Here is a 17,230-nt window from a genome sequence, read left to right as displayed (position 1 = left end):
GTGCCAAAACGTTATGCCCTGTAAAATCAACACTATAGGTACTTTAAAGCCCTATCCGCGCCTGGCTTTGTAAGGAATGTTACCCTTCGGTAATATTATTTATCCTTGACCTAACAAGGCATTCTGGTGGTCGAAAAGGCTTCATTGGCCATCTTGCGGCTTTGACGCATTTACATGTGGTCTTAAGTAGGCGGCATTTTTTGCGTGGTGCGGCCAAGAATTCTTTAACTGCCTGTACCTTAAGAGACGTCCTTGTTAAAGGACTTTGTCAGATTGAGAAATCTAAACTCTTAGGTCTAACTGATTACTATGGGTTGACGTTAAGTCACAGCAACCCAATCCCCCTCCCCAACCCCGGAGCGAATAGAAATGATCATCTGCTCTACTGCCGCACGCTCAATGCGCTGAGAGCTTTCGGTCTCATATCGGGATAGAAAATAGTCTTGCCCAGTCTGGGTTAGCCTGTAGCCTTCAGAAACGATCTCGATTCGACCATTATCCAAATGAGTCTGAAAATTCCCAAAGAACCGTTTCAACGGAAACGGCTTCCCTTGGTCCATCTCCGTAACCTCAAGGATGGCCGCCATGTATGTCCATAAGCGCCGTCCAGAAGGCGTTACTGCAAGTTTGTATAACGGTTTTGTCGCATCCATATGCCACTCCATTCATTCCTTTAAGCCGCTATGAACCGTATTTCCGGCGTATCATTGCTAAGCAATTCAATTCCTCCTGGCCGCTTAGCGACAAACTCCAATAGGCTGGCCTGATACTCGAGTGCTGGCATAGCCTCCTTACGATAGCGCAGCAGGGAAACAATATTGTCTGCCTCTGCTTGGGTAAGCTGCGCGACCCAACTTTCATTAGCAGCCACGGAATCAACAATCACGGTGCTAATGGCCAACCAATCGGTTTGCAGCTCACGTAATGCTTCGATTGCAAACTTAGGTGCCCCTGTCTTCTGTTGAACAAAAGACTGCAAAAACCCCAAGTACATCATGCGTTCCTGCAAGCACTGCAGCAGCTCAAGTGAGGTTAGAAATGAGCGGCTAGACGCTCGAGACGCTGAACGCTCTAGCACCAGCTTGGTGAACTCATATTGCTCATGCAACGAGCCGATCTGACCTTTTAAGCCCTCTATGTCGCCCATTTCGGCAAACTGGCGTATGGTTTTGACGGCACTGCGAAAACGAGCGGTGTCACGAAGCTGTTGTACTTCCTTAGCTTCAACAGCGAGATCAACCAATTGATTAATCTTGGCTGACTGAGAGGCCAGCTGATCCGATATCTTGTTTAGCTTGGAGCAAACGATAGCAAAACCTGCAACCGATACCGCAAGGTTCAAGCCGGACAATGCAAGATTAGCCGTTTGCAGCGATTGCAATACATTTAGGCCTTGTTGAAGGGCATCTACACTACCCTGGATACCCCCGAGCCTTTGGGTAAGCTGATCAATAGCCTGCTGGGCTTGCTGAGTATCACCAGGAAACTGTAGGTGCCCTACAATCTGCCCAGCTCCCTCATAGCCTTTAGTAACCCGAACTACACCACCCCAGACAGTGTAAAGACCAGAGCGAATGCCCTCGATGATCTCTGGCGCGGAGCCGATAGCTCTGGCAAGAATTTCAGCACTCATAAACACGCCCTCAATCTATCGACAAAGTCCTCGTGATCTGCGGCGACAAGGCCAGCACGGATACGCGCTATATGGACGACAATCGTAGTCAACCCTTTCAATTCCGGTCGGTCCTTGTTATTTAATGCCCAAACACCTGCGGTAAGAGCTGTAACCGCCGTAAGCGGGAACGCCGTCAATATGCCCGCTGCAGCAACAGTGCTCAGCGCTCCACTCAGCAGGCTGCCCCCGGCAGCGCCTAACCCTAACTTGCTTAATGGCCCGAGCAATGATGCGTTAAGCCGTACCCGGCCAAACCACGATCCACTGGCTGTTTGACTTTCAGACTCATCCTGCTCTGCCAGTTTTTCAACCAACATTTTCAGAATCTTCTCTTCGATACCTGAGGTGGTATCTGCACTGCCGAATTTGACCTTCAGTTCACTGGCAACGTCCTGCACAACCTCATCGTAACTGACCGGCTCGCCTCGACGCAGCAAGCTGGCCAGGCTGACACTGCCCAGCGCACGAATCTCGTAAGCGATTTCGTTGACTGCCTTGTACAGCTCTCCTTGCGCATGGCTGCGGGCTAGTCTTTTCCTCGCAGCGTCATCACCGAGCAGGCGGTCGTTCGCCTTATCTAGCAAGATATCGGCGATGGCAAGCAGCTCATCTGGCGTTGCCAGCTGCAGCAACTCTTCCAGCGGGATATGCCTTCTGATTAAAGGCCGATTTTCGTTATTGCTCATACATAGATCCCTTTCCGTACTACATGATCGATAAAGGTTGCAGTTCGCAGCTAGGCCGTTAAACCGACTCCCGGTAGCGCCAACAGGCTAGTCATGGCTTCGTTGATGGGAATGACAGTGGTAGCAGTGTTAACTGCGGAAGTTAGTAAGTTTGACGGACTTAAGGCGCATGGAGATTTCCTTATCTACAGCTGGCCGGAAAATGCTTTCTGGCTCAAGGACTCAAATGCGCCATCAGCATAGGCTGCACTCTCCACAACCCGCTGACTGGCAGTATTGGCCGCCCTCACAATGGAGGAGAATTTAAGTTGCTCCCTGTAGTCTGGCAACGAAAGCGTAAAAGCCTCAAGCTCCTCGCGATTGAGCTTGGGAATATTTGCACGGGCTGGCAATGACTCAGTATATCCGGTGAAAAAATCAGAGAGGAGCAACATCCACAGGAACTCCTTAGTTGCAATACCTTCCACAGGCCTAACGGGATACATGTCCGCTGAGCACAGCCCTACCCCTTCCGCCATTGCGCACTTCCTAAGATACGGTCGTATTTTTGAATACAACACATAGCGGTCATCAAAAAGAAACTTCTTACTAATAAGCCTTTCCTCTCGCGCAGTTAGCGCGGGAAGCAGCTTGCCAATTTTCTTCTCAATCCTATCCGGGCCGATATGTATTAAATCGATATATTCTTCATCTCGCGGATCAACCATTGGAGCGTCAAGCACGGCAATATCAGAAAAACTAACGATATTTTCTGCACCCTCAATCACATCACCGAACATGTCCAGAAACACGGCGCGGAGGAAGTCGTCGGCGAGCCCGATGGCTTGCTGGCGTTTGCGGCGTATGGCGTCGGCTTTATCGAGGATGGCGGCGATGCGCTTTTGTTCGGGCAGGGGTGGGAGGGGGATTTCAACTCCCTTAACCAAATCGATATTAAGATTTTTTACCACAGCCCCTGCAGCCAAGGCTGAAAAGCGGCGCTTTAGAAGGTCGCTGCCAAGCAAGTGGTAAAAATAGTCTGAGTCCACCCTTTCAGGATCGCCCGAAAGCACCAGCCAACCATCATGAATACAGCCGGTTGTTTTCATGATGTATGGGCGACCAAAACTCATTGAGTTCGTCAGTAGAAAATCGCCTGGCTTTACTAGTCGAGTTTTTGAAAGCCCTTCCGGCTTGATCTTGAGCCTTGTAGTCTCAATATATTTGTTGCTATTCGATGCATCTTTGATAGATATCCAATTCAAACCATCATTAGCATCAGTAATATAATCATCAATGGGACGAGGCGAGCCGCCGCGAGCTATTTCAAAAACGCTTTCTAGCTTCACTTGTGGCCAACTCACAGCATCGCCTCCAGCTCATCCAGATCCGCCATAATCTCCTGCTCCAGCCCTTTCAGCCGTTGCAGAATCACCTTCGGGTCCTCGTACTGCTCCTGCTGGTACTCCACTTCCTTGTAGCGGTTGATAGAGAGGTCGTACTTGTTGGCGGCGATGTCCTCGGCGGGCACGACAAAGGCCTTTTTGCGTTTGTCGCCGAACAGGGTGTTGATGGTGCTGGCACTGACATTGCCTTCGACCATCTGCCGGTATTTGTGCCACTGGGCGATGGCGTCGGGCAGGTCATTGCTGCCCTCGCCTTTTAACTCGGTGCGCTTGTCGTCCAGCGAGTAGCCGTCGGCCTGCAGGTCGTAGAACCACACGCGCTCGGTAGTGCCGCCTTTAGTAAAGATCAGGATGGCAGTGCTGACGCCGGCATAAGGTTTGAACACACCGCTGGGCAGGCTGACGATGCCTTCGAGCTGGTTGTTTTCCAGCAGCTCCCCGCGCAGTTGCTGGTGGGCCTTGCTTGAGCCGAACAGCACGCCGTCCGGCACGATCACCGCGGCGCGACCACCGAGCTTGAGCGAGCGCAGGATATGGGCGACAAACAGCAGCTCGGTTTTTTTGGTTTTCACCAGGCCGAGCACGTCGGGGTTGGTGTTGGTTTCGTCAAGGCTGCCCTTGAACGGCGGGTTAGCCAGTATCACGTCAAAGAAGTCCTGTTCCTGACGCGGGTAGTGCTCCTTGATGGATTTACTCAGGGAGTCTTGGTAGCAGATGTTCGCGCCGTTCACCCCATGGAGCATCATGTTCATGCTGGAGACGCGCAGCATGGTAGTGTCGAAGTCGAAGCCCCAGAACATGTGCTTGTTGATTTGATCGCGATAGGGCTCTAGCAGGTCGCCTGAGTAATGCAGGTTGCCATCTTCGTCGGTAAAGGTGCCATCCGGGCTGGAGTATACGCGGTTGAGGTACTCCATGGTGCGGGCAAGAAAGCCCGCCGTGCCGCACGAAGGGTCACAGATCACCTCGTTCGGCTGCGGGGCGATCAGCTCGATCATAGCGTCGATGATGTGGCGCGGTGTACGGAACTGGCCGTTGATGCCGGCAGTGGTGAGCTTGCTTAGCAGGTATTCGTAAATGTCGCCCTTCACGTCGCTCTGGGTCAGGGGCAGCCCGTCCACCATGGCTACAGCGGAAACCAGAACAGACTCGTTCTTGATTTCAAGATCGGCGTCTTGCATGTACTCGCCAATATGGCCCATGGCTTCTAGCGCACTGCCCTCTTCGCCTAGGCCGTCCACCTGGTCAGATTGCTGGCCCAGTCTGGCAAAATAGGGATAGACCTTTTGCTTAAGATGGCCATGGAGCTCTCTACCGCTAAGGTTCTTGAAGTTCTTCCAGCGCAGCAGCTGCCCCTCTGGCGTATCGGGAAAAAGGCGGTCAATTTTGCCGGTACGCTTGGCTTTACGCTCAGCTACCTCTTCTTGCATATCAAGCATGCGGGCAAACATGAGGTAGCTGATCTGCTCAATCACGGTCAGGGGGTTGGTAATTCCGCCCGTCCAGAATTTTTCCCATAGTTTGTCAATGTCGTTACGAATCGTGCCAGTGAGCATGAGGTCTCTCAGTACTGCTTAAAAGTTAGGATTAGCCGCCAGGTCACGCACTGGAGCCTGGCTGGCGGTCAGGACGAATAAATGGCCTAAGTACAGCCACCAGCTCATCCACGTTGTCCGGGGTAAACACGCCATCGACCCCCTCATGGGACACACTGGTAAAGGGTGCCTCGTACAGGGTGTCAATCACGATTGTGCCGTGTTGAGCGATATAGTTTTTGAGTAGGTTCATAAAGCGAACCTGCTTGGCCGTTAGGGTCGGATGCGCATGCAAGAACTGGGTAAAGTGCTTTTCAACCGCCTGGGGCTCGACACCAATAATCTCACGCACGGTGAGGTGCAGCTGGTCCGCTGTACGACCATAGAATTCATTAAGGATGTCTAGCCGTACGCCTGGATGGCTGGTCAGAATGGTAGAGGTCAGGGTTTCCAACTCAACCCCAGCAATGGGCTCGCCTTTATGGATCTTTTGCAGGGTGGGGTTGGCGACCAGCATGGCCTCAAGAATTTCCTTAAGACGGCGCCGGTAGGCCATCGCCTCGTTAGCTCCGGCAATTTTAATCTTGCGCTCGACAACTTCTACCCCCGTATCACCCGTTTTGGTAGTGGGCATGGCAAAGGCGCCGCCTCCCATTCCGGCCTGGCGATACTTCATGATGCCTCGCAGCTCCTTACGGGCGTATTCCAGCTTTTCGATACTGGGATTATCCCAGAAGTCAGCGCTGCGTACCTCGGCAATCACCTTGTCCTTTAGGCGTACTGCCTGGATATTGATGGCTAGCCGGTCCAGCTCAGCGAGCAGCAATGTTTTCCCATCATCAAACGAGCTGGACTTTTCCACCAGGCTGCGCTCAATGCCTGCAATCAACCTGTCGAGCATGGTGGCATGCTTGTCGTGAAGCACACGCGCCGACATCAACGGGGCAATGGTATTGGCCAAGAGATGCTGGGTGTTGGCATCCAGCTTTTTCAAAAGGTCGGTCTGCTGTAGCTGATGCACAATGCGCAGCTCACGTCTGACCGCAATGCTCTTTTCCGGCAGGTCGCTAACATCGGCGCGCAACAGTTCTGTAGCGGTGTCAAACGCTGCCGCGTGGTTATGCTTAAGCGCGGCCTTAGCCAGTTCCAGCCGCGCTTCAAAAGTGGTCTGCAGCAGCGACTTACTGGTGGACTCTTCGACCTCCTGGTACTCCTCATTAAAAAAGGTGAAGTTGCTGTAGTGGTCAAAGATCAGAAATTCGGTCTTGTGTTTGTCCGCTCCAAAGAGATGCGGACGCAAACGCGTGCCTCGCCCAATCATCTGCCAGAACTTCACCCACGACTTTACTGACTTGGCAAATACCAGGTTCACGACCTCAGGCACATCAATGCCAGTGTCAAGCATGTCGACCGAAATTGCGATCCGAAAGTCGTTGTCGGGCTTTTTGAACTCTTTGATAAGGCTGTCCACATGCGGGACTTTGTTGTGAATGACCTTGCACACCTTGGCCCCATATTGCGGATAGAGCTTGCAAAACATCTTTTCCAGATGCTCGGCATGATCCTGACGCTGCGCAAAGATGATGGTTTTGCCAACCAACGTACCGGTCTCATCTTTGATCCCGTTATCGATCAGGTTTTCCAGGATGATCTGGTCGGTGCTTTCGCTAAAGATACGTCGGCCAATGTCCTTGCCGGCAATGGTCGTGCGCTTGGCCTCCTCCTCACCTAGGTCCTGCTCTAGCTGACGCTTCTGCTCATCAGACAGGTCTTTGTAGTGGATACCCTCACGCAGAAACTCAGTGGTGAGGTCTTTGACGCGAAATGGCACCAGGTAGGGCGGCTCATTATTGATGGCCGCGTCCAGGCCAAATTCGAACGTAGGGTCTGTGGCTTCGCAGTCAAAGATATCAAAGGTGTTACGGCTGATAAACTTGACCGGCGTGGCGGTAAGACCTACCTGCAGGGCATCAAAGTAATCGAATAGATCGCGGTACTTGTTGTAAATACTGCGATGGCTTTCATCCGCAATAATCAGGTCGAAAAAGCCTACGTCCAATTGAGCGAACCGGTTCAACATACCCGGATAGGTGGCAATGTAGACCCGCGCTGTTTGATCAATCTTGTTGGTTTCGCCAATCACGCAGCGCGGCTCGCTCGGTAGGTTTTGCTTAAACGCCTCATCCGCCTGGATGCGCAGCTCCTTGCGGTCGCACAGGAACAGCACGCGTTTGGCCCATCCGGTTCTAAGCAGCAGCTCGGCCAGTGCAATGGCTACGCGGGTTTTACCCGTGCCGGTGGCTTGGATTATCAATGCTTTTCGGCGTTGATCTTGAAAATGCTTAGCAACCGTCTTGATGGCCTCAATCTGATAGGCACGATCGGCAATCCCTAGATCAGGGTTAAACCTTTCTAGTTCAGCTTGCCGGTATTGGCGCTGATAGATCAGGTACTCCAGGCTGTCTCGGCTATAGAACCCATAGACAGGGCGATAGGTATTGTACTGTTTATCGTCCCAGATAAAGGTTTCATAGCCGTTGGTGTAAAAGATGACTGGCCGTTGGTGGCCCATCTGTTCAAAGCCGTCTGCATAGAGGCGTGCCTGCTCGCGGCCGGCCTGCAAGCTGACGTTTCCAGACTTTTTGGCTTCAACCATGGCCAAGGGCTCACCGTTGCTGCCCCATAGCACGTAGTCGGCGTAGCCCTTACCCGACACGTTATCCGGAAATTTTACTTCGACCTCTTGGCCTACCTGGGCCTTATCGTTGATATCCCATCCAGCCTGCAAGAGCATGGCGTCGATCAGCAGCGCGCGTGTCTTGGCCTCACTCCACTGAAGGCTGTCGGCAACCTGCTGGCTCTTCTGCTGGCGCTTGTGCTGATCAGGTTCAGACGGAGCCGTAAGCGCGCTTAGGTTACGAATACGTTCCTGTTCAAGCTTTTCCAGCACCCGCTGGAGCTCTTCTTGCTGCGCCTGCAGCTCCTTTTCGTAGCTAGAAACAGACTTTTGTAGCTGGCTTACCGCAGCGAACGGATCTTTAACTTCAACAAAATCTGAGATCTCTTCGGAAGCCGCCCCGTAGTAATTAACGGCCATGTATTTGGCCAGCTCGTAGGTGGTTTTGAGTGCAAGCTTGGCGCTGTGCACATCCCCTTCCCCGCCATGAGCCGTGTCGTTGCCCTGAATACGTAGGAAATTGATCTGATAGACCAGCGATTTGCTAACGCAGTTGGTAAACACTGCATCTTTGACGAGTTCGTATAGCGTGGCCTGGGGGAGCCGCGGGAGCGACTCCTCCGTATAAATGGACTTTGTTAGCTCCTCGGCAAAGCTACGCAGCCGCGTGAGTGCACTGCCGGGATCAATAAACAAGACAGCCTCGGCCAGACCACCTAGATTGGCCAGCACCTCGTTGCCTGGACGGAGAAACTCAAAGTTTTGTGATTTCATATGTGCGATCCTGTTCATAGTGATCCCATAGCCAGGATCGTGCCAGGTTTATTCAATACCGTATTTATCGAGCCAGTTACTAAGCGTCTGCTGGCTTTTTAAGCCAAGAAGAGCGGCCGCCCGGGTTTTGTTTTGCCCGGTAGTGGTGAGGGCTTTACGCAAGTAGTGTCTTGCGACTTTAGAGATTATTTGTTGTAAATCAATGCCTTGAGAGACATCAAAAGACATAACGTCCGTCTCGCGCTGGGGCAGAGTAAACAGCGCTTGTTCAAGATCTCCTGCAGAAATCAGGTCCCCCTGACACCAGAGCGCGGCGCGTAGCAGCGTAGAGTGTAGCTCCCGGACGTTTCCTCTCCAGGAATGTTCAAGGATAAGATTTTTTGCTTCAGCGGAAATTTTCTTACCGTGCAGACTGCTGTCTTGCGCTCCGATACTGGTCAGTATTGCATCCGCCAACATCAGCAGATCGCCTTCCCGCTCGCGAAGGGCGGGCAAGTGCAACACGCCTACGGCAATTCGGTAAAATAAATCCTCCCGGAAGCGCCCTTGAGAGACCTCCAGCATTAGGTTTCGATGGGTAGCCGTAATCAGGCGCACATCTACCTTTTGCTCACGCGCCCCCCCTACAGGAACAAAGGTGCCCTCCTGCAGCACCCTTAATAGGCGAACCTGGACATCAGGGCTTAATTCGCCAAACTCATCAAGAAATAAAGTGCCGCCATGGGCTTGTTCAAATACGCCCAAACGATCAGCAATCGCCCCGGTAAAGGCGCCTTTTTTATGGCCAAACAGAACTGAATCAATCAGATCTGAGGGGATGGCTCCGCAATTAAGGGCTACAAACGGCTCTTTGTTTCGAGAACTGGCATTATGGATCGCTCGAGCAAAAAGTTCTTTACCCGTACCCGTCTCGCCAAAGATCAGCACCGGCACCTGCTTTTGCGCAAGGATATGAGCTTGGGACTTAAGCATTAGCATACGTGGGCATTGAGTGATTATGCTGGCGAAAGCGGCATCTACCGGCACGTCTTGCTCAGCCAACCAGGCCAATTTGTCGCTGCTCACTTTACGGGCAGCTGGGACATACTCTGCTGCAATCTCAAACGGAACGTCGACCTGTTCAACGCCTTGCTCAAGCGAGGACTGATAGAACCGGGCTGGCCAACGTGTTTTACCTAGGAGAATCCAGACAGCTTGCATCGCAGGGGTCCCAGGGCTCAAGAGAATGGATAAGTGAGCACCTGAGTCAGTGAGTCGTTGTAGATGCTTGCTAGAGGCCTGATAGATCTCACCAAAGTGGACCGGGGAGGATAGCGGCTCGAAGTGACCTCTAATAGAAACATCCACCCTCTGGTTTAGCCACTCAACAAACTGATGCAGACGCTCTAGAGGATAAGCACACAGTAGCTCGACCTGGTCAAAGGCTTCTGCAGACAGCGTTGACAGTATTGGTCCATTCGCGCCGCCGTCCATAGCCTTTAGGTCGTTACCACCCACCCAACTGATCAATACTTTTTGCTGGCTTTGCACTGTTATTTACTCATTGGTTTTTTGTTTATCACCAGAGCGAAAAGGATTATTATGCTGTGGTGCCGTAAGCTTTAAGAGTACAAAGTCTACTTGTACAGAAGCAAACATCACTAACGTCTATTAAGAATAGGACTGGCAAAACGGTTTCATATATATTCAGAAAAGCCGCTATCTGTGCTCTGTAACCATCCTCATAAATTTCAAACTCATATAAAACCCATAGTTTATAGATTTACCCAAAGCATGCTCGCAATGCTAATCACAGACATAGAATTAAAGCTTAAATTTCTTAGCTGTTGTTCCGAGCTCACCTTCTCAGAAGGTTATTTTAGTGTGCAAATAGAGGCTCAGTAGGTTTTATTCTTATTTTAATTGAGATAGCCCTGAATTAAACATATTCGAGAAGGCTCCATAATGACTGTTCTGCCAGCATCGCTTGGACTTGATCAGATGGAATAGGGCTGCCCTGCAACTCCTGCATCCAGTCAATTTTATCTAAAATAGATGTCATAGAATCACTGTTCAATACAGCGATCGGCCAATGCTCCGGATTTACATACTGAGATATTGAATACAATTCAGAAGCATGTTCTACCAGCATTTGTAATATACCCTTTGCTTCAGAGCCGGCCTCTTTGAAAAGTTCAAGCAGCTTGTCTTCCATTAGCATACGATGTAATGAGGGCGTTATTTTTTGACTGCTAGCAAGTTCTACGGCCAATACCGGCTGAAGAGCTTCAGGTACACTCTTGGGGGCCCAATAAGCTTTCATTTAACCTTGCGTCTCAAGTACATAAATATTTTACGAAAAATACGAAATCATTTAGCAACTCACAAATAATGACCTGGCGGAAAACTACTGATTACTAATTACCTTCATTAAGAGGGTGTAGACAAAATAAAACCTTTCACGCCAGTCTATTAAGCAGGATACGCGCAGTGGCCAGCCATACCCAGGCTGCGGCAACTGAGAGCTTGCGATCATGGTGCATGATCGTACGTCGCCAGCGCTCGATCCAGGCATGGGTGCGTTCCACTACCCATCGTTTAGGCAGAACGGTAAAACCGCTGCCAGTAGATGCTTGGGCCGGTGATGCATGCTGTATAGCCTGCAGCGTTCCTGTAGTGCCATTGCCAGGCCGACGCACCACCTCAACCAGAATGCCCTGGGTGTCCTCGATGGCTCGAGCGCTACGACCACCGTATGCGCCATCGGTATAGAGTTTCTGGATACAAGGTGCCTTGCTGCAGGCCTGCTGGACGACCGCAGCCGCCGCGTCACGGTCCTGGACACTGGCTGCGGTAACTGTAACCGCTACGACTACGCCCAGCGTATCAACAATTAAGTTGCGCTTTCGACCTTTGATCTTTTTACCGGCATCGAAACCACTCCTGCCGCCCTGAGGCGATGCGCGGGTTGATTGCGCATCGATTACCGTGGCGGTTGGTTGGGCGCTACGGCCCATGCGTAAGCGCCACTGTTCACGCAGACGATCCTGCATAGCTTCAAAGGTGCCGGCTTCAACCCAACGCGTGAAAGACTTGTAGACGGCCTGCCAGGGGGCAAAAGTTTTGGGCAGCAGGCGCCAGGCACAGCCGGTACGCAGCACATAACAGCAGGCATTGACCAGTTCGCGTCGAGGATAGCGGGGTGGTGCTCCGCGGGTGCCGGTATTGCGTTCAAAGAGATCGGCCACCAACACCCACTCAGCATCAGTGAGATCAGTACTGTAAGGCGTTAGCTGTTCGCGGCGATGGGCCTGGGTATAGCCATAGCGTTTACCCGCCTGGGCTGGCGTATAAGGCCGGCGCTTGGTTTTCAGCCGTACAATGCCATGAGCTCGCAAGCGACGTCGAATCGTGGCCGTACATACGGACAAGCCGATTCGGCGATACAACTCGTTGGCAATTTCATCTAGCGATGCCTGAGGTCGCGCAGCAACAATGTCGAGCAAGATCTGAACATGTGCTGGCTTGAAGGCAGGTGGGCGTCCACCACGATTGCTCTTGACCAAGGCTTGGTCGGCGTCATTATGTCGTGTCATGAGCGGCTCCCAAAGCTACAGGGCTAAGGGAAAAGTGTAGGCAATGTTTATTTTGTCTACACCCTCTTAGTCATAAACAGACCCCAAAGGCTTAGAACCAGAGGGTCAGCTTACTCCAGGTATATTTTGTCTACACCCTCTAAATCAAGCTATGATAGGTTGCGCGATTTCTTGTCTGGATAAGTTAGACAGCGCAGCGCGCCTTGGAGGCTAATGTTATTTTTAACACCCTAATTTAAGGCTTTCAGGAGTCTGCCGGGTATAAGTCATGATCCAGTCTGAAAACTGTGTAGCTGACAACGGTCTGCTTACCAGATAGCCCTGGACCTGATCGCATCGATGTTCAGCCAGAAACTGATGTTGAGCTGGGGTTTCTACCCCTTCTGCTGTAACGCTAAGCCCCAAGGAATGAGCCAAGGCAATGATGGCATTAGCGATTGCATCATCGTCCTTATTCACCGTTAGACCGGCCACAAATGTCTGATCGAGCTTGAGCGAATTCACAGCGAAACGCTTGAGATACACGAGGGAGGAATAGCCGGTTCCAAAGTCGTCTATTGCGACACCGACACCCTGCCTAGCCAAGCTTAGCAGTGCTTCGGCGCTGCCCCTGTCATCAAGCAGGACGCTTTCTGTAACCTCTACAATAAGTCTATCCGCAGGAAGCCCGGCGTTGATCAGGATAGCCTCTACTTCGCTCACAAAATTGGGTTGGCGGAGTTGAACAACGGACAAGTTTACGGCGACATGCAATGTATGGCCTGTCTGCTGTTGCCATTGTGCCGCATGCGTGCAGGCCTGCTCCAGAACCCAGCGTCCGATCGAATCGATCAGGCGCAGATTTTCAAGTAATGGAATAAATTCGGCAGGACTCACTGGCCCAGACTCAGGAAACCATCTGAGCAGCGCTTCCGCACCCGCCAAGCGTCCTGTTTGACAGTCAAGCTGCGGTTGAAAATACACTTGAAACTCACCTTTTCGAAGTGCATGTTGCAACCCTTGCTCCAGTTCAAGGCGACGTTTCTCTTTTTTGTCTAGGGCTTGTGTATAAAAGCAAAAGCGGCCTCGCCCAAGCTCCTTTGCCTGATATAGGGCTCTATCTGCGCTTTTCAGAAGAGAATCGCTATCCTGGGCATCAGCTGGATACAAGGCGATTCCCAGGCTGGTTGACACCTGAACGCTACGACTCCCTAGGCAAAAGCTCTCGCCCAAACAGCAGACGATTTTTTCTGCCACTGCAGTAGCCTGTGCTGGCTCCCTGATATTTTCTAGGATTACGGTAAACTCATCCCCGCCCAGGCGCGCTAGGGTATCCGCGCTGCGAAGCAGTGCGGTAAGCCGTTTTGCTACCTGTTTAAGCAGCTCATCTCCAGCGGAATGGCCTAGGGCGTCGTTTACCCATTTGAATCGATCAAGATCAAGAAACAGTAGCGCAACGCATCCTTTGGTCCGGTCGGCTTGCTTTAAGGCATGGCTGAGCCGGTCTTGAAACAAGAACCGATTGGCAAGTTGCGTAAGATGATCAAAGTTAGCGAGCTGGGCCAGTCGCTCTTGAGATAGGCGCCGTTCAGTTATATCCAATAGCGTTCCGACGGCGTGGTGCTCCCCTGTGTCAGGATCAAGCAAGTGCTCGCCCTGAAGCTCCAGAAAATGCGTTTCACCTTCTTTTGAGGTAAATTTCAGCTCGAACGGACCGGCCTTTTGAAGATAGAAAAAATCTTTTAGGTATTTCTGTGATTGCGCTTCAAAGAGTTCAAGAATTTCAGGCAGCAAGGCATGGGAGAAGGTTTCGATGCCAAGGAAACGATTAACTTCACGAGACCACGTTACCCGGTCGGTATTCGCCTGCCACTCCCAGCTACCCAGCCCCGCTATCTGTTGTGCCTGCATCAGCACTCGTCTATTCCTGCCAAGATGACGGGCCATAGCCTTTAATAGATCCAGAACAGTTCCAAGGCCCAGGTAGTTACCTCCTTCACCCACGAGGATAAAATCCTCGGTAATAGGATATTGAAGCTGTGCCGTTACTGCCTCCGCAGCTTGTTCAAGCGCAGTTTTTACGGATATCAGCAAAGGGCTTTTGTTCATGAGGTCTATTACTGGCCGCCGCTCCCAGAGCTCGCGACCATAGCGTGTCATAAAGACCTTTTGTAATTCGTATCGGCTAATGAGACCAATCGGAGCGTGATGCTTATCGATAACCGGTAGGCACATGTATCGCTGGTTTTCCGACATCATTAACTGATCGGCTACATCAATAAGTCTGGAAGAGGCGTCTAGAGGTGGTACAGGTCTTAGTAGCTGGACTAGATCCATTAGAATTCATTAATTAGGACGACACGGATACCTTTACTCTACATAAGGCACTTTGCCATTATATTACAGCAATAGTTTTTCTCGCTGACATGACCTTCCCTGTAGGCCTGTATAAATTATTGGGGTTGAGCTTGTTGCCCTTCTGCCTGAACGGTCTAAGGGCGTCAGCACAAATATGGCTTAAGCCATTATCTTGGGTTCGGACATTACGCTCTAAGATTCTCTCTGCAACTGGATCACTCTGATGAGCGCAAGACTGATTAAAGGCTTGGATGAGCAGCAGGATCTTGAAAAGATCGGGGATATCATTGAGTCAAGTACAGAGTCGTTTTCACAGCTGTAAAAGGCAGGCTTCAGATGTTATTTTCCGGAACGCTGTTGTTGATGATGCGCTTTGCATCGGCTTGCTCGGAATGCAGGTCTTCCTTGATACCTATGCTACAGAAAGGATACGTGATGCCATTGCGCAGGAAGCGCTTGATTCATTCTCTCCTCAAATAATCAAAGAACTCATCATAAAGCCAGGCAACCTTTTTGCTATTGCCGAGATCAATGGCCACCTGATCGGTTTTGCACATGTCACAACAAAAACAAGCCATACGCTTATCCCTGATCCCAACGCTGCAGAGCTCAAGCGTCTCTATATTCAGGAGCGATTTACAGGGTATGGCATAGGATGGAAGCTTCTTCAGTTTGCAGAAGAACAGGCCCGTCTACACAAAGCCCAGCAGTTATGGGCAAGCGTCTGGGTTGCCAATCAAAGAGCGCTTGGCTTTTATCCAAAGCAAGGCTATTCATATATCGGCTCCCCTACCTGTACCTTTCAAGACGAGACACATGAAAATAGGCTGTTCTCCAAAGCGTTGATTTGAAGAAATGGTGTCGCCAGATCACTATATAGCTGTAGTCGCTGAGGTATACCTCAACGACTCAGCCCCTTTAGATAATAGTTATTGGCCAGAATGGCTGGATTGATTCATACAGCAAGACTCATCGAATATTTACAAGACAAAGCTAGAGCAAACTCGGAGTTCTTGATTATCTAGAACAAAGGTCTATTCTTAGTTGTTAGCTAGCTAACAACCCGGAAGACTTAGCTCTCATGGACAGCGCAAGACTTAGTAATAGCAGCTTTCAACCCTTAAGCCTCTTGACCTACTCGGAATCCAGTAAGCTTACTTTTCGGCCCTTTCCTCACCTTCAGGTCGATCATGCATTGCCAGAAGCAACTTATGCCAAGCTTGCCGCTACATTCCCGCCTCTTGAATCTTTTCATCCTGATGCAGCCTCACTGGACAATCGAGTTCTGCGTATCCCAGCAAAACAGGTAATAGCTGAGCCTGGCTTTTCTGCGGAATGGAAATCATTCATGGCTTATCACACCTCAAAAAGCTTCTGGCTGGAATTTCTATCTATCATTGGCAATGACATCAAACGCAAATACCCTGCCCTTGAAAAGCAAGCTGGTAAACCTCTAGAGCAATGGCGGGTAGTAAGAAGAGGTGAAGGCTCTGGAGATGTAGCACTTGATGCTTTGCTGGTCGTTAATACGCCGGTCAAAGGAAGAGCCTCTCGTGTCAAAGGTCCACACGTAGACCATAGAAACAAACTTTGGACTGGCTTGTTTTATATGCGAGAGGAAAACGATACGACGTCAGGCGGCAACTTGGAGCTGTTCTCAGCTAGACCTGATTTACGATATGACCACCATGCTGTGTCTCGAAAGCAGGTAGTTCAGGAAGCAGAGATAAACTATATCCCTAATCGGTTCGTAGGTTTTATCAATGGGCCAGAAGCGCTTCATGCTGTGAGTCCAAGGCCCAAGACGCATGCAATTAGACGTTATGTCGACTTTGTTATTGAGCTACCTAGACCAGTGTTTGAGCTACCCCAGATGGGTTTATTTAAGCGCTTTTGGTTCAGAAGCATCATGAGAGAGAAAACACGTTGACCCCAAAAGGATAAAAATCTTTAGGGTTTTAGTCGGTTATTGCTCGCTCCAGCTTTCTCTGTCTCGATAGTTATTTTTATGTTTTCCAGGGTATACGTCATTGAACGCATGGGTATCGGCAGGTGGATTTACGACCAAAGGTCGAAACCCTGTAGGTAAAAAAACGGTCATTTTCATGGGAGCAATGGATATTGCTTTTCTTGTGTAAACTGCCGCAGGTCCTGCATTACCCCAACCTGCGGTAGTTCTTTTCAATTATCAGTAGCCGTGCTCCAAGCATTAAGAGGTAGCCCATGACGACAATTGAAAATTGCCCTTCATGCGGCACATCTGAGCTTGCACGTATGTATACCCTTAGCCTTCTGTATTGTCCCGACTGCAACCTCTCGTTTGCCTGGGGTACTCATAGCTGACCCCGCTAAAGCGTGCCCCTTATTTCTCAACATCCTGAGTTCTTAGCGACAGCTCAGGCCAGACTGACCTGCTCCTGTAAACGGCGCGATGCCTTAATCAACATCATTAGGCATTTAGAAGAAAGAGGCATGGACTCATGCAGTGCGCGTCGAACTCTCCTAGCTATAGATGAACGTATAGAGATCCAAAGCTATCATCTGGACACGTTACTGAGGTCTTGAAGAATCAGTTCTCCCGATTAA

At 50.6% G+C, this 17,230-nt stretch carries 12 protein-coding genes and 1 pseudogene; 2 read left to right on the top strand and 11 right to left on the bottom strand.

Annotation, left to right across the window (positions count from 1 at the left end; all coding sequences use genetic code 11):
• Positions 1-320: 320 nt before the first annotated feature.
• The 11 genes and pseudogenes from PLU01S_RS22700 to PLU01S_RS26435 all read right to left on the bottom strand — a co-directional run.
• Positions 321-653, bottom strand: coding sequence for a hypothetical protein (locus tag PLU01S_RS22700; protein WP_074830131.1), 333 nt, complete (start codon positions 651-653; stop codon positions 321-323).
• A 20-nt stretch (positions 654-673) separates the two neighbouring features.
• Entirely contained in the window at positions 674-1,633 is a 960-nt protein-coding gene (locus PLU01S_RS22695) for a hypothetical protein (protein WP_074830132.1), read from the bottom strand.
• Positions 1,630-2,361 carry a hypothetical protein gene (locus PLU01S_RS22690; RefSeq protein ID WP_074830135.1) on the bottom strand — a complete coding sequence of 244 codons (732 nt, stop codon included), beginning with the start codon at positions 2,359-2,361 and terminating at the stop codon, positions 1,630-1,632. The genes PLU01S_RS22695 and PLU01S_RS22690 overlap by 4 nt, the downstream gene beginning before the upstream one ends.
• A gap of 185 nt (positions 2,362-2,546) precedes the next feature.
• Positions 2,547-3,704, bottom strand: a complete 1,158-nt coding sequence (locus PLU01S_RS22685; protein ID WP_162842024.1) for a restriction endonuclease subunit S — start codon at positions 3,702-3,704, stop codon at positions 2,547-2,549.
• A complete protein-coding gene (locus tag PLU01S_RS22680) occupies positions 3,701-5,302 on the bottom strand; it encodes a type I restriction-modification system subunit M (protein WP_074830137.1) in 1,602 nt (533 codons plus the stop codon). Before PLU01S_RS22680 ends, PLU01S_RS22685 begins: the two co-directional genes overlap by 4 nt.
• Before the next feature lie 43 nt (positions 5,303-5,345).
• On the bottom strand, positions 5,346-8,732 hold the full coding sequence (locus PLU01S_RS22675; RefSeq protein ID WP_074830140.1) for a DEAD/DEAH box helicase family protein: 3,387 nt from the start codon (positions 8,730-8,732) through the stop codon (positions 5,346-5,348).
• Between the two features lie 48 nt (positions 8,733-8,780).
• Positions 8,781-10,262 carry a sigma-54 interaction domain-containing protein gene (locus tag PLU01S_RS22670; RefSeq protein WP_216822630.1) on the bottom strand — a complete coding sequence of 494 codons (1,482 nt, stop codon included), beginning with the start codon at positions 10,260-10,262 and terminating at the stop codon, positions 8,781-8,783.
• 388 nt (positions 10,263-10,650) lie between these two features.
• Positions 10,651-11,034 carry a hypothetical protein gene (locus PLU01S_RS22665; RefSeq protein WP_074830143.1) on the bottom strand — a complete coding sequence of 128 codons (384 nt, stop codon included), beginning with the start codon at positions 11,032-11,034 and terminating at the stop codon, positions 10,651-10,653.
• Between the two features lie 136 nt (positions 11,035-11,170).
• Positions 11,171-12,307: an IS5 family transposase gene (locus PLU01S_RS22660; RefSeq protein WP_019367385.1), complete on the bottom strand. Its 1,137-nt coding sequence runs from the start codon at positions 12,305-12,307 to the stop codon at positions 11,171-11,173.
• Between the two features lie 222 nt (positions 12,308-12,529).
• Positions 12,530-14,395: a putative bifunctional diguanylate cyclase/phosphodiesterase gene (locus tag PLU01S_RS26365; protein ID WP_074830145.1), complete on the bottom strand. Its 1,866-nt coding sequence runs from the start codon at positions 14,393-14,395 to the stop codon at positions 12,530-12,532.
• Positions 14,396-14,461: 66 nt separating this feature from the next.
• A pseudogene (locus PLU01S_RS26435) lies at positions 14,462-14,623 on the bottom strand (CBS domain-containing protein); the annotation flags it as partial.
• A 413-nt stretch (positions 14,624-15,036) separates the two neighbouring features.
• Between PLU01S_RS26435 and PLU01S_RS22650 the strand changes: the two are divergent.
• Positions 15,037-15,495: a GNAT family N-acetyltransferase gene (locus tag PLU01S_RS22650; RefSeq protein ID WP_083398006.1), complete on the top strand. Its 459-nt coding sequence runs from the start codon at positions 15,037-15,039 to the stop codon at positions 15,493-15,495.
• Positions 15,496-15,725: 230 nt separating this feature from the next.
• Positions 15,726-16,574, top strand: coding sequence for a hypothetical protein (locus PLU01S_RS22645; RefSeq protein WP_112297643.1), 849 nt, complete (start codon positions 15,726-15,728; stop codon positions 16,572-16,574).
• The last annotated feature ends 656 nt before the right edge of the window (positions 16,575-17,230 follow it).

This window comes from Pseudomonas luteola NBRC 103146 (genome assembly GCF_002091675.1).
Taxonomy (GTDB): Bacteria; Pseudomonadota; Gammaproteobacteria; order Pseudomonadales; family Pseudomonadaceae; genus Chryseomonas; species Chryseomonas luteola.
Note: the sequence above shows the minus strand (reverse complement) of the source record. Positions and strands in the feature narration are given on the sequence as shown.